Source organism: Streptococcus hillyeri (assembly GCF_003686955.1).
Classification (GTDB): domain Bacteria; phylum Bacillota; class Bacilli; order Lactobacillales; family Streptococcaceae; genus Streptococcus; species Streptococcus hillyeri.
In genome coordinates this window covers 30,034-43,536 of the sequence record NZ_RCVM01000002.1, presented here as the reverse complement: position 1 = coordinate 43,536, position 13,503 = coordinate 30,034, and the positions used below count along the sequence as shown (strand labels likewise).

The window sequence follows — 13,503 nt, the reverse complement described above, 5'->3', positions numbered from 1 at the left end:
GATGAAATAGCAATAGCTCCAAGCAAAGTGAGTAGATTTAATGAGTGAAAAGATGAGAAAGGAAATTGTTATGTCAAAACAACCTATTATCGGTATCGCTGCCAATCAACGTCAAGTCGAAATGGATACCTTGCCTTGGTCTTATGTGCCATCAGGTTTTCCAAATGCTATTATTGAAGCAGGTGGAATGCCTTTAATCCTTCCAATCAATAAGCCTGAAATGGCTAAGCAGTATGTGACAATGATTGATAAACTCATTTTAACTGGGGGGCAAAATGTCACTCCTGATTTTTATAATGAGGAAAAAGATCCAAATGCTGAGGATGACTATCTCCTTGAACGGGATGAATTTGAAATTGCTCTCATAAAAGAAGCTATTGCTCAAGGTAAACCTATTTTTGCAGTCTGCCGTGGCATGCAACTGATGAATGTAGTATTAGGGGGAACTCTCCATCAAAATATCAAAAACCACTGGCAAACAGAGGATTCTGATATCACGACTCAATCTATGGAAGTTGTTGACAAAAGCATCTTTTCGGATATCTATGATAACAATGGGATGATTAATTCTTATCACCGTCAAGCGATCAAAGATTTAGCACCTGATTTGAAAGTTATTGTTAGATCTCCAGAAGATGGCATTATTGAAGCTGTTGAATCAACTAATCCTAATATGCGTTATATAGGGGTTCAATGGCACCCAGAATTATTGATTTATAGCGATAAAGAGCACAGCAAGAAGCTCTTTGATTTCCTTGTTAATCACTTCTAAATACTGTCTGTTTCCTCACGAAAACTGAAATAGGTATTTCTACCAACAATAAGATGGTCTAGAAAAACGACACCTAAATCATCACAACAACGCTTGATTTTATCGGTAAACTGAAAATCATTTTCACTAGGTTCTATGACTCCTGATGGGTGATTATGAACCACAATTAATGATGTTGCCATATGCTTACAGGCATAATGGAGAATTTCTCTAGGCTCTGCAACTGATCGTCTCACTGTTCCTATAAAAATTGTTTTTTGGGCAATGAGGCGATTTTGCGTATCAAGATACAAAGCGACTAAGTGCTCCTGCTTTTTATCCCCTAGCTCCAACATCATACGTTTAGCCAATCGTTCACTAGACATAATGCGCTCTTGTTTTTCGATTTCTGCAGTTTGAATACGGCTAGCTAATTCTATCATAGCCTTGAGTTCAATAGACTTCACGCGACCAATCCCTGACAACTCTTGGAGCTCTTCAAGGGAAAGCTGGCGTAAGTCCGCTAAACTATTGAGACGATTTAAAATAGAATTCGCCAAAGAAAGCACATGCTCCTTCTTTGTTCCCGTTCTTAGACAAATAGCAAGCAGTTCTTGATTACTGAGGTGCTCTGCTCCTTCTGTTATTAATCGCTCCCTGGGAAGCATGGCCTGTTCTTTAAATTGAATACTGTACATGATGACCTCCTATATTATTATTCGTAGCGCCAGCAAAAAAAGACCTCAATTGAAGTCTTTTTTTATTATTCTTAGGAACAAGCTGGGCAGATACCATAAATTAAGAATTGTTTTTTAGTCACCTTATAACCCGTTTTTTGCTCTGCTTGTTTTACCAAAAGCGACGTATCCGCATCCAAAAAATCTGTAATCGAACCGCAAACCTCACAAACCACATGGAGATGCTCATGCCCCATAAAGTCAAAATAAGTGGTGTTGTCATTACTTACCTTAACCTCAGACACAAATCCTTCCTCAATCAAAATCTTCAAATTATTATAAACAGTTGCTAAACTCATGTGAGTGTACTTGTCTTGTAAGTCATGAAAAATTTGTTCTGCACTAGGATGATGGTGAGCTTCAATCATGTAGGCAATGATTGCTTTACGCGTTTCTGTCAGACGAATCTGTTTTTCTTTCAAGTGCGCTAAGACATGGTCGTAAGTTTCTTGATGATCTGGGTGAACCGAAATGTGAAACAAACCTTAAAATCCTCTCAATAATCTAATATACCTATTATACACTAAAATGTTGGTATCTACCACAGTAAAAAAATAGGAGACTAGGATATCGGAATCCCAGCCTCTTAAAAGGGGAGACTAATTATCTTATCTGTCCTGTTAGCAAAAAAGATAACTAAAAACAATATACAACTAAAAGAACCAGTCATTGTCATCTTTTACAGGTTCTGCTTCTTTTCTCTTCCTTGGTCCAGTACCATAGCGTTCTTTTTCAATATCTTCCTTATAAGGAAGGAAAATAGCCAACACAATATAGAGGAAGAGCCCAAAACCAAAGGAGAAATACATAAAAATCGCTGTCAAAATTCGGGCTAGGGATACATCCCAATGAAACTTATCCGACAAACCAGCTAACACGCCACTGATAAATCGGCCTTCACGTTTTTTGTAAAAAACAGTTTCCATAAAATCCTCCTCTATTAATGATACTTATATTTTATCCTTTTTCGGTTGAAAACAAATCAGTCCTACGACTGATTTTATACATTAACGTTTTAGTTATCTCTAGGCACCATAAGATACGTTCTGCCCACTCATTTTTCTATTATACTTATTCTGCTATATCAAGTTTTCCCCGACACTTACCACAGCGGTATTTTCTCACATCAATGCGACGCTTTCTCCAGTATTCTTGCCCACAGACTTTACACTCATAATGGTAACGATAAGCCTTTTGAGCCGACTGAGTCGGCGGCGCATACCGCAAACCATCCACTTTGGCTAGCAAATTTTTAAAATCTTCATCCCCATGCTTGTAGCCTTTTTTCTGAAAATACAGATGGTAATGGCAGAGCTCGTGGCGCACAATTTTTCGAAAAACATCAAGTCCATGCTCCGCATACAGTTTCGGGTTAAAATCCAGATGACCATCCTTTGGAAAAAATCGTCCTCCAGTCGTTTGAAGCCGATTATTCCAATGAGCTGTGTGGGTAAAGTCCCAGCCGAAATCGTCTCGTGAGACCTGCTGAACGTACTTAGTCAAGTCCATGTGGTTTTATTAAGCTTAGTCCGATGCGGTTGCGATCCAAATCCACTTCGGTCACCCAAACAGTAACAATATCTCCAACAGCTAAAATCTCGCTTGGGTGTGGATAAGGAAGCGGCCGTCCATTCTTATCACGTTTACGCTTAACGAGACGAGACTGGTGAATGAGCCCATCTTCGTGGACGCCAATATCAACAAAGGCGCCAAAGTCCACAATATTACGAACCGTTCCCTGTAATTCTTGACCAAGCTTCAAATCTTTAACATCTAAAACATCCTGACGAAGCACTGGCGCTTCAAACTCATCACGAAGGTCACGTCCAGGTTTTAAAAGGTCGGCGATAATATCTGTCAACGTTGCCTCACCAATACCAAGTTTCGCACTCATCTCAGAAACCGTTACCGACTGCAATTTGGTCTTGCTCGCATCATCCAAGGTCTTGATATCGAGAACCGCCAACAACTCTTTTACCGCTGGGTAACTTTCTGGGTGAACACCTGTATTGTCCAAGAAATTCTTAGCATTTGGAATGCGTAGGAAACCAGCTGCCTGCTCAAAGGCTTTAGCACCGAGACGAGGTACCTTCTTGATTTCTGCACGGGACTTGATTTCCCCATTTTCCTCACGGTATTTGACAATATTTTCAGAAATGGTCTTGTTAAGCCCCGCCACATGTGCTAGAAGCGCTGGACTGGCCGTATTAACATTGACCCCCACTTGGTTAACCACCGTATCGACGACAAAATCAAGATTTTCAGCCAATTTCTTCTGACTAACATCGTGCTGGTATTGCCCAACACCAATCGATTTAGGATCAATTTTGACCAATTCAGCCAGTGGGTCTTGCAGACGTCTTGCAATGGAAATGGCAGAGCGTTTCTCAACGGTTAGGTCTGGGAATTCCTGACGGGCTAGTTCAGAAGCTGAATAGACAGAAGCTCCGCTTTCATTAACAATCACATAAGACACCTCTGGGAAATCTTTCAAGACCTCTGCAACAAAGGCTTCACTTTCACGGCTAGCTGTTCCGTTTCCAATCGCAATTAGTTCGATCTGGTAAGTTGTCAATAGCTCCGCTAATTCTTTTTTAGCAGCTGCAATCTTGCCAGCACTTGCAGGTGGCACTGGATAAATCACATGCGTCGTCATCAATTTACCAGTCTGGTCAACAACAGCCAACTTAGCACCTGTACGAAAGGCAGGGTCAAAGCCAAGAACCATTTTACCTTTCAACGGAGCAATTAACAGAAGATTGCGCAAGTTTTCTGAGAAGAGCTTGATTGCCCCATCTTCTGCCACTTCTGACAATTCAGTGCGAATACGACGCTCCATGGCTGGAACAATCTTTTTCTTCAACGCATCTTGAACGACTTTTTCGATGTAGGTATTCTTTTCTTTAAAACGTACTTCATAAAAACGCGTCATCTTGTCGAGTTGATGGTCAAAGCTGATCTTTAAGATACCCAATTTTTCACCACGGTTAAGGGCTAGGGTCTTATAGCCTTGGAGTTTCGATACCTTATCGCTAAAGTCGTAATACACCTTAAAGACCTGTTTCTCATCAGCTTCTTCGTCCTTAACTTGAGAAACAAGTAAACTATTTGCCCAAATCTCATTGTAGGTCCATGAACGCAGTTTGGTATCTTCAGAAAGGGCTTCAGACAAGATATCACAGGCACCTGCTAAGGCTTTCTCAACCGTTTCAAAGCCTTCTGTAACAAATTTTTCTGCTTCTGCTTCAAGATTTGAGACATTTTGCAAGATTAAGCGCGCTAATGGGAAAAGCCCTGCTTCACGCGCAATCATTCCCTTGGTACGACGTTTTTCCTTATAAGGCAGATAAAGTTCTTCAACATCTGCTAATTTTGTCGCCGCTTCAATAGCTGCTTTGAGTTCAGGTGTTAATTTCCCAAGCTCCTCAATCTTATTCAGAACAGTTTCCTTACGCTCTGCTAAGCTTGTCAGAGACTTGTCCAAATCAATAATAGCCTTGATCTGCACTTCATCCAAATTTCCCGTTTTTTCCTTACGGTAACGAGCAATAAAAGGGATGGTATTACCTTCTTCGGTTAGCAAGAGAACTTGCTCAATTTGCTGTTCTGTCACTCCCAAATCTTGAGAGATTTTAATGATATTTTGATTTTCCATAACACCTTCATTGTACCAAAAAAATCAAGATTTCTCTAGTTTCAATAAAAACAAAGGTCCTTAGGAAAATCTCCCAAGGACTTTAAATTTTATCCGATAAATCAATTACCTTATCATATCTAGCCAATGTCTCATCGTCATAGTGATGGATGACTTCTACTAGAGGTTGGCGCATCGCCATCAATATCTCTGAAATCTGAGTCGCATTTGCCTTATCAAGATTGGATTTAATCTCATCAGCCAAGATCAGTTGGCTATCATGATACAGACTGCGTGCAATTTCTAAGCGCTGCTTTTCACCTCCTGATAACTGAGTGCCGTAGAGTAACTGATTTTTTAAGGATAAGAGATTAACGGAAGTTAACACTTCTGCCATTTTTAAGTCATCAAGAGGTTGTCCAAGTGCAATATTATCTTCGAGACTTAACCCATCAAAAACGTAAGATTCCTGCAAGATATAAGATACAGATTTAGAAATTTGCTCCTTTTCTAAGTGCTGTTGAGAAAAGGTCACCTCTCCTGAATCTGGTAGCTGTTCGCCATATATCATATTCAGAATAGTCGTTTTACCACTACCACTTGGACCGATTAGAGCAATCTTTTCACCTTCTTCAATATTAAATGTTAAGTCCTTAAAAATAGTGTGATTTCCCCGTTTTAGCCCAACATGGTTGATGGTAATCGGAAAGAGTGATTGAGAAGTTTTGGTAACCATTTCTTTGACATCATCTTCAAGTAAGAAAGCATAGCTATCTCTAAGCTGCTTCGTTGATTTGTAAGTATTGAGATAGTAAGATAACTCGTTAAACTGATAACCGATATTGTGCGCAACTAAATAAATCGCAACAAATTGGGAACCAGAGATATAATCATGATAAGTCATCACACCACCGATAATAATCGGAACAACCGAACAAAAGGCATCTATGCTATGGATAATAACATTATTTACGGTCCGTTGCTTTTCATAGCAAATATCTTGATGAACTCTTTTGGAAAGAACGTTCTCAAACCGTGCAAAGAAAAACGCTCTTGCACGATAATGTTTAATCACCCGTTCCCCACCAATAATATTTGTCACTTGGGATAGGTAATCTTGATTAGAATTAGCTCTAGCTTTTGAAAGACGATCTAATTTTTGACTACCAATCCCGCTACAAAGTGCTGGAATGGCGTAAAAAAAGATAAAAATTAGACCAAGGCCAAAATTCGTTAACAAGGCATAAGCTATGGAAACTGTCGTAAAACCGATAGATGATATGATAATAACACTAGGCTCAAGGTAATCATTTTCCAATTGTTTGACATCATTCTCCAGGTTAGACAGAATATCTACTGTATGGATTTTATTACCCGAAAGAAAATGATTAAAGAGCTTACGTTTCATGTTTAGGGTAAAATCGGCAACAATTCTGGCATAGTAATACCGCTTTCCAGCAAGTCCTATCAAAATAATAAAATTCCCAATAATCCCTATAGCTAGAGCAATCCCTAACTCATTAAGAGATTTTTTCTCAAAACTAGCCACAATACGAGAAACCAGGCTCGGCGTGATAAGTGCCTCTAACCAAGTAATCGCAATAAAGATAAAATACATGATTAAATGCTTTTTAGAAATCAATTTGCTAAGCACATCTGATAAACCTTTCAAAGTTATTTAGTCATTTTGAGAAGCGTTTGCTATCTCAACCCATTTATATCATTCACAATTATTCATCGGTATATCCTCTTCGTACGATTTTTCCCTGCTAGCATTTTATCATAGCCTGTCAACAAATCAAAGTGATTTCCTTCACAATTATCCTTTTACGTAATAATACTTAACAAAATGAAAAACTAGCTGCCTGTTTAAGCAACTAGTTCTTAATTGACCTTTTATCTTTTAAAATGCTGTCTGACTAGGGGGGCTACTTCCTCACCGTATAGCTTAATAGCTTTCAGCACCTCTTCGTGTGGCATTGAACCAATTGGAAGGTGAAGCATAAAGCGGTCTAGGGATAAATCTTCGATAATTCGAATGATTTTCTCAGCCACCGCCTTTGGATCACCGACAAACATTGCCCCATCAGGACCAACTGAATGAAGGTATTGCTCTTTGGTCATTTCGCTCCAGTGCGGGCGTCCTTTAGCAATGTTATCAACCGTTTGCTTGGTAGGATGAAAATAATTCTCGATAGCTGACTGATTATCTTCTTCAATCCATCCCCAAGAATGAGCAGCGACTTTCAACTGCTCTGGACGGTGACCATGACGGGCACCTAATTCTTTATAGATGGCAACAAGCTGCGCAAAATGCTTAGGATTACCACCAATAGTCGCATAGGCAATTGGAAGCCCCTGTTCTGCAATACGAACCGTCGAATCCAAATTACCACCTGTCGCAATCCAGATTGGGAAATCCTCTTGAACGGCACGAGGATAGACTGGACGGTTATCCACTGACTGGGTAAATTTCCCCTTCCACTTCAAGTTGGTCGTTTCTTTGATGGCTAAAAGCATATCTAATTTTTCATTAAACAATTCATCATAGTCTGCTAAGTCATAGCCAAACAATGGAAAACTTTCAATAAATGATCCACGACCAGCCATAATCTCTGCTCTGCCATTTGACAAAGCATCAATGGTCGCATACTGCTGATACACACGCACGGGGTCGATAGATGACAAAATGGTCACAGCTGACGATAAGCGAATGTGCTTGGTATTCACTGCACCTGCTGCTAAGACAATCTCAGGTGCTGATACTGCAAAATCTTCACGGTGGTGCTCGCCGATGGCATAAATGTCCAGACCAACTTGGTCAGCTAACTCAATCTCTGCAACCAATTCTCGAATCCGTTGATCATGGGGAATCGCTTCTCCTGTTTTTTCCAATACTGTTGTTTCTCCAAAGGTCGAAATGCCTAATTCAATCATAAGTTTACCTCTTTTGTGATGATAGAGATATCTTATCACTATGTAGTAATATTTTCAACTGTTTAAACTTGTGCAAATTCTTACTAGAGTTATTTAGACTTAACAAAAAAAGAGGTAACTGATAGTTTTTCTCGGTTACATCTCACATTTTCATCTTGCTAGACTATTTCAGTATTGCTAGCTTTCTTATTCATTAGCATGATTGCGTTCGTCTAGTTCAATCATCTTATTTGAAAGATTTTTTCGCTTTTCTTTGATATGTAATAAAAGCTAAAGCAGACTAAGGCTGATGACTAACAAAACTTCAAAAAGGACTATGGGTTCCCATTGACTGGGAGAAAGTGTCCACCAAGGCGGCGTGTAATGTCCCCTTTGGACACTTCTAATGCCTACCGTACCATGGATAAGGAAAAACCAATAGCTATAACTGTCCCTACTTGAGCAAAATTTCTCAAACGTTCTAAAAACGATTCCTCTTCTTTACCTGTAATCACATTAGCATATAAGGCAAAAAGAAGGAAAGCGCATTGAAACATTGGAAACAGGTAGTGGCCTTCTACTCTTGTCACTTTTAATACAGAGACAAGAAGATGAGACACCCACAGGCAAATCGCCAACATAGAAAAATTAACAATGATTTCCAACACAGGATGTTTCTTTAAAAAACGGTTAAACACTCTGTTAAACTTCCTTTTCTAATGAGTAACTGAAAAATCTGCGCTAACAAGTCTACTACAATTTGGAACACGAACACAGAACTCTAAGCAACTTTAAAATCGGTCAGGCAGAATGCTATTCCTCTGAACAAATCCCAAAGATAAGTTTAAAGGCTTTTTTATGCTTTTTCTGACGCTGATACCCTTCCTTGGTATCCAAAATCAAAACGGTATCACCTAGCCATAATCGCAAATAAATGGACTTGGGCTTGATTGGACCAACAATGCCTTTTTTCTCGTATTCGGTGCCATCTTCATGTTCAAATTCGGTTCGAACTAACCAACGATTGCCAATACCAAATTCAATAAATTTTGTCATTTTAGGGACCATCCGCCATCAACTTTAACGATTTCGCCTTGCAAGGCTTGCGCTTTTCCTGAAGCCAAAAATAGGGTTAAATCAGCAACTTCTTCTGGCTCTAACCAACGTTTGATTGGGGTTTCAGAGGCTACCCAATCTGCTAGTCCTCCTGGTTCAAAATCGGCTGCTGTCATCGCTGTTTTAACCGCACCAGGAGCAATTCCAAAAATTTGCACACCGTCCTTGACATAATCAAGAGCAAGCTGACGCGTTAAACCAGCCACGGCATGTTTTGAGCTGGTATAAGCTGCTCCGCCACCACCTGCAAGAAAACTAGCAATCGAGCACATATTGATAATGATACCAGCTTGTTTCTTGACCATTTTCGGTAAATAATAGCGGATAAGCTTAGCTGTCGCCAAAAAATTGACAGCGAAAATGTCTTCAAAGTCTCTCTCAGAAATATCAAGCAGTGGCTTGTAATCATCTAAAATACCGGCGGTATTACATAAAATATCCACATCAGATATGAACTCATCAAGTTGTGCTAAATCACCAGTCACATCCATTTGTAAAAAATGGAATTGTTCATGAGTCACATCTGGTTTGTCAGACTTATCAATCCCATAAACTGCGCAGCCATTTTCCAAAAAGGCACGCGCCTGAGCCAGTCCAATGCCTGAGGAAACACCTGTGATAAGGACAGTTTTAGTCATGCACTTCTACCCAGTCGGTCGCTAACACATCGCAAGGTGTCGGGCTCCACATGCTAAAGCCTTCACCGTCACCTGTCACGTTAATCAAGAAATAAGGGGTAGCTTCCAACTTTTCGCCGTTGACTTCGATGGTATCAAAGAGCTGCACATAGTTTTCAGCACCGCCCCAACCTGTACGAACGTATTTTTTCTTAGCCTTTAAGCCTGGTAAAATCTCTTCAAATGTCATGGTTTTCTCCTTTTATAATCCTAATTCACTGTAAGTTGTACGGTAGCCAATTTGTAAAACCTTGTCACCGTCCACTAAAATAGGGCGCTTGATCAGCATACCATCAGCCGCCAACAATGCTAGCGCCTCATCAACTGATAAGGTTGACAATTTGTCTTTCAGCCCTAACTCACGGTAGCTATTACCAGAGGTATTGAACAACTTCTTCAGCTCAACACCACTATCGAGCCAGCTTTTCAAAATAGCCAGCTGAGGAGGATTGGTTTTGATGTCAATCGCCTCCACTTCAATTCCTAAACTTTTCAATTCAGCCTTAGCTTTTCGGCAGGTCGAACATTTAGGGTATTCGTAAAAAATCATGATTTTTCTCCAATTCTAATAAGCTGCGCTTGCGTTCCAAACCACCCGCGTAGCCCGTTAACTGACCCTTAGCCCCTAAAACACGATGACAGGGCACCACTAGGCTCAGTGAATTTTTTCCTACGGCAGAGCCAATAGCTTGCGCAGACTTACAAGAGAGTTGCTCAGCTAATTGTCCGTAGGTTATCGTCTGACCGTAAGGAATCTCTGCTAGCGCTGCCCAAACCTTTTTTTGAAAAGCAGTTCCTTGAGGCGCTAGGGGTAATTGGGCAAGGTCTGGTTGCGCTCCTGAAAAATAACTGTCCAGCCACTGCTTGGTGACTTGCAAAAGCTCACTGTCCTGCTCTGCTATTTCCATCCCCTCAAAACCAGCCATAAAATACTTCTGGTCATCGAAATAAACGCCACATAGCTGATTATCAAAGGCAACTAAGGTCATCTCACCGAGTGGGGATTCGTAACGGCATTTTGACAACATCTAATCTACCATCGCAAATTCAGCAATTTCTTGATACTGTGCCTTTTCTGAACGCGTCTTAATCTTCTGATAAGCAAGACGTTCACCATCAAGAGGGACCTTGCCACAGTAAATATAGCCTAATTTTTCTAAAATGTGTTGCATGATGGTATTTTTCTCATGAGTATCACAGCGAAAATCTGGGCCATCATGCCCTTCAATAAGCCCTTGGATAAAAGTCTGAGCCACTTTTTGCCCACTGTGAGCACTTGACACTGCAATCCGGTGAAAGACTGTATAACGTGGGTGATTGTGGCGCCATTTCCCATCGTAAATCTTCTCATAGGCCTCTTCTTTACCAACAATGACCGCCGCATATGAAACAATCTCTCCTTCAATGAGACCAACCCATCCACGAGCCTGTAAAATATCATCAAAGATGTCCTCTTCAGCTGGATAAGCACCTTGCCACTGATCACTACCTGAGGCTTTCAAAAAGGCACGTGCTTCTTCAATAATCTCTAAAATGCGCCCAATCTCATTTGGGTGAGCTAACCGTAATTCCATGATATTCTCCTATTCACAATCTATTTTTCTATTATACTATTTTTCATCTTTGAATGCTTGCTTTGGTATCACTTATTTTGCTATACTTATCTCATAAAATCTCAAAGGAGTTCCCATGATTACAAAAGAATTTTGTGCTGAAAATTTAACAGATTTACACCACTTAGTTGGTACTGATATCACACGTGTTGAGCTTTGTGATAATTTAGCTGTTGGCGGCACAACACCAAGTTACGGTGTCATTAAAGAAGCTAACCGCTACTTACACGAGAATCACATTACCTCTGCTGTGATGATTCGTCCTCGTGGTGGCAATTTTGTCTACAACGATCTTGAGCTTCGTATAATGGAGGAAGATATCTTGCGTGCGGTTGAGCTAGAAAGTGACGCCCTTGTTCTCGGTCTACTCACTGAGGATAACCAACTTGATACTGAAGGTATTGAGTATCTCCTACCTGCTACTCAAGGATTGCCTCTCGTTTTCCATATGGCCTTTGATTTGATTCCAGAGGCTGAGCAAAAATCTGCGCTGGATAGCTTGATTGAGTTAGGGTTTACACGTGTTCTTCTTCACGGCTCTGCCATTCGCCGAGATATTTTTGAAAATGTGGACCACATCAAAGAGCTCATTGCCCACGCCAATGGTCGCATCGACATTCTCCTCGGTGGTGGGGTCACTGCTGATAACTATGAAAAATTGATTGAGCTTACTGGCGCAACACAGGTCCACGGAACAGGACTTGTCGCTGACTAAATCATCTAAAAAAGCACTGGAAAAACCCAGCGCTTTTATTGTGCTCAAAGATGACATCTCTATTTTTCCATTTTATGCCTGATAAACAAGTTTCCCATTACAAATCGTGTATTTGACAACGCCTTTGAGTTTGTCACCGATGAAAGGTGAATTAGCTGCTTTTGAATGGAAATGCTCTGAGATAATACGGTCTTCGTTATCAGAGAAAATCACAATATCTGCTGGGCCATTTTCCGCCAAATAACCGGCGTCAAAGCCGTAAAGTTCTGCTGGGTTGACGGTCATTTTTGCCAGTAATTCCGACAAGCTGAGGTGCCCTGCTTCAACCAAATGCGTCAGGCCTAAAGAGAGGGAGGTTTCTAAACCAGTCATGCCTGACGGTGCTTGGGTCACATCAGAGACCGCTTTTTCATCCGCATGGTGCGGAGCATGGTCGGTCGCAATCACAGAAATTACCCCTGATTTCAGCCCTTCAATAACGGCTAAGCGATCGCTTTCCAAGCGTAATGGCGGATTCATCTTGGCATTTGCTCCTTTTTCAAGAAGCAGGTCTTCGGTTTTTGAAAAATGCTGCGGTGCGACTTCTGCAGTGACCTTAGCACCAAGCGATTGGGCAAAGGCAACCACTTTCACCGACTCTGCTTTAGACAAATGCTGCACATGGAATTTATTTTGCACCTCATAGGCAATCATGACATCACGCGCCACCATGCTATATTCAGCCACGCCACGAGCGCCACCACAGCCAAAATGGTGTTTAGCGATGTGTTCATTGAGACCTAGAATGCCATTCAACTGAGGGTCTTCCTCGTGAAGCGCCACAACCACATCCAATGCCTTGGCTTTTTTGAAGGCCTCACGAACCACTCCAGTATCTTCAAGAGGAATCCCATCATCTGAAAAACCGACTGCACCAGCTGCTAATAAGGCTTCAAAATCCGTCAAAGTTTTACCATCAAAGTTTTTGGTTACAGTAGCGTTGGTTTTGATATGGATAGCTTCTTTTGCTGCTGACTCCAAAACCTCGGTCAAAGTCTCCACATCCGAAATGGTTGGATTGGTATTGGCCATCATGACCACAGTGGTAAAGCCACCTGCTGCTGCCGCCAAAGCACCTGTGTGAATGTCTTCCTTATGCGTCTGACCAGGCTCACGAAAATGCACATGGATATCAATTAATCCTGGAGCAACAACAAGCCCTCTGGCATCAATAACCTCTGCCTCGGGAACATCTATCGCATCAGCAATGCGAACAATTTTCTTCCCCTCAACAAGAACATCTGTCACCCTATCCAAACCCGTTTTTGGGTCAATCACTCGACCGTTTTTAATTAAAAGCATGTT

17 protein-coding genes are annotated in these 13,503 nt (G+C 41.0%); 2 read left to right on the top strand and 15 right to left on the bottom strand.

Features of this window, described 5'->3' with window-relative positions; translation table 11 throughout:
* The first annotated feature begins 70 nt into the window (after positions 1–70).
* Positions 71–772 (top strand): gamma-glutamyl-gamma-aminobutyrate hydrolase family protein, encoded by a 702-nt coding sequence (locus EAF07_RS01790; protein ID WP_121834590.1) that lies wholly within the window; start codon positions 71–73, stop codon positions 770–772.
* Here EAF07_RS01790 and radC read toward each other — a convergent pair.
* The 14 genes from radC to EAF07_RS01720 all read right to left on the bottom strand — a co-directional run bounded on the left by radC (position 769) and on the right by EAF07_RS01720 (position 11,405).
* Complete coding sequence (gene radC, locus EAF07_RS01785; RefSeq protein ID WP_121834589.1) at positions 769–1,449, bottom strand: RadC family protein; 681 nt, start codon at positions 1,447–1,449, stop codon at positions 769–771. The genes EAF07_RS01790 and radC overlap by 4 nt on opposite strands.
* A gap of 71 nt (positions 1,450–1,520) precedes the next feature.
* Positions 1,521–1,970 (bottom strand): Fur family transcriptional regulator, encoded by a 450-nt coding sequence (locus EAF07_RS01780; RefSeq protein ID WP_121834588.1) that lies wholly within the window; start codon positions 1,968–1,970, stop codon positions 1,521–1,523.
* 171 nt (positions 1,971–2,141) lie between these two features.
* Positions 2,142–2,414 carry a PspC domain-containing protein gene (locus tag EAF07_RS01775; protein WP_121834587.1) on the bottom strand — a complete coding sequence of 91 codons (273 nt, stop codon included), beginning with the start codon at positions 2,412–2,414 and terminating at the stop codon, positions 2,142–2,144.
* A gap of 145 nt (positions 2,415–2,559) precedes the next feature.
* The gene (locus EAF07_RS01770; RefSeq protein WP_121834586.1) at positions 2,560–2,997 is read right to left on the bottom strand and encodes a SprT family protein; all 438 of its coding nucleotides are present in this window, start codon (positions 2,995–2,997) and stop codon (positions 2,560–2,562) included.
* A complete protein-coding gene (locus EAF07_RS01765; RefSeq protein ID WP_121834585.1) occupies positions 2,984–5,143 on the bottom strand; it encodes a Tex family protein in 2,160 nt (719 codons plus the stop codon). The genes EAF07_RS01770 and EAF07_RS01765 overlap by 14 nt, the downstream gene beginning before the upstream one ends.
* A gap of 82 nt (positions 5,144–5,225) precedes the next feature.
* A complete protein-coding gene (gene gggC, locus EAF07_RS01760; RefSeq protein WP_121834724.1) occupies positions 5,226–6,776 on the bottom strand; it encodes a streptosactin export ABC transporter GggC in 1,551 nt (516 codons plus the stop codon).
* Positions 6,777–7,018: 242 nt separating this feature from the next.
* The gene (locus EAF07_RS01755) at positions 7,019–8,059 is read right to left on the bottom strand and encodes an LLM class flavin-dependent oxidoreductase (protein ID WP_121834584.1); all 1,041 of its coding nucleotides are present in this window, start codon (positions 8,057–8,059) and stop codon (positions 7,019–7,021) included.
* A gap of 389 nt (positions 8,060–8,448) precedes the next feature.
* Positions 8,449–8,736, bottom strand: a complete 288-nt coding sequence (locus tag EAF07_RS01750) for a hypothetical protein (protein ID WP_121834583.1) — start codon at positions 8,734–8,736, stop codon at positions 8,449–8,451.
* A 115-nt stretch (positions 8,737–8,851) separates the two neighbouring features.
* The gene (locus EAF07_RS01745; RefSeq protein ID WP_121834723.1) at positions 8,852–9,094 is read right to left on the bottom strand and encodes a DUF3977 family protein; all 243 of its coding nucleotides are present in this window, start codon (positions 9,092–9,094) and stop codon (positions 8,852–8,854) included.
* Positions 9,091–9,792 (bottom strand): 3-oxoacyl-ACP reductase, encoded by a 702-nt coding sequence (locus EAF07_RS01740; RefSeq protein ID WP_121834582.1) that lies wholly within the window; start codon positions 9,790–9,792, stop codon positions 9,091–9,093. The genes EAF07_RS01745 and EAF07_RS01740 overlap by 4 nt, the downstream gene beginning before the upstream one ends.
* Positions 9,785–10,021, bottom strand: coding sequence for a DUF2829 domain-containing protein (locus tag EAF07_RS01735; protein ID WP_121834581.1), 237 nt, complete (start codon positions 10,019–10,021; stop codon positions 9,785–9,787). Before EAF07_RS01735 ends, EAF07_RS01740 begins: the two co-directional genes overlap by 8 nt.
* 12 nt (positions 10,022–10,033) lie before the next feature.
* Positions 10,034–10,384, bottom strand: a complete 351-nt coding sequence (locus EAF07_RS01730) for an arsenate reductase family protein (RefSeq protein ID WP_121834580.1) — start codon at positions 10,382–10,384, stop codon at positions 10,034–10,036.
* Positions 10,359–10,859, bottom strand: coding sequence for a methylated-DNA--[protein]-cysteine S-methyltransferase (locus tag EAF07_RS01725; protein WP_121834579.1), 501 nt, complete (start codon positions 10,857–10,859; stop codon positions 10,359–10,361). The genes EAF07_RS01730 and EAF07_RS01725 overlap by 26 nt, the downstream gene beginning before the upstream one ends.
* Positions 10,860–11,405, bottom strand: coding sequence for a GNAT family N-acetyltransferase (locus EAF07_RS01720; protein WP_121834578.1), 546 nt, complete (start codon positions 11,403–11,405; stop codon positions 10,860–10,862). It abuts the gene before it with no gap.
* 115 nt (positions 11,406–11,520) lie between these two features.
* Here EAF07_RS01720 and EAF07_RS01715 point away from each other — a divergent pair, with 115 nt between their 5' ends.
* A complete protein-coding gene (locus tag EAF07_RS01715) occupies positions 11,521–12,159 on the top strand; it encodes a copper homeostasis protein CutC (protein WP_121834577.1) in 639 nt (212 codons plus the stop codon).
* 72 nt (positions 12,160–12,231) lie between these two features.
* Here the strand turns inward: EAF07_RS01715 and EAF07_RS01710 are convergent, their stop codons facing one another.
* Entirely contained in the window at positions 12,232–13,500 is a 1,269-nt protein-coding gene (locus EAF07_RS01710; protein ID WP_121834576.1) for a dihydroorotase, read from the bottom strand.
* Between the last annotated feature and the right edge of the window lie 3 nt (positions 13,501–13,503).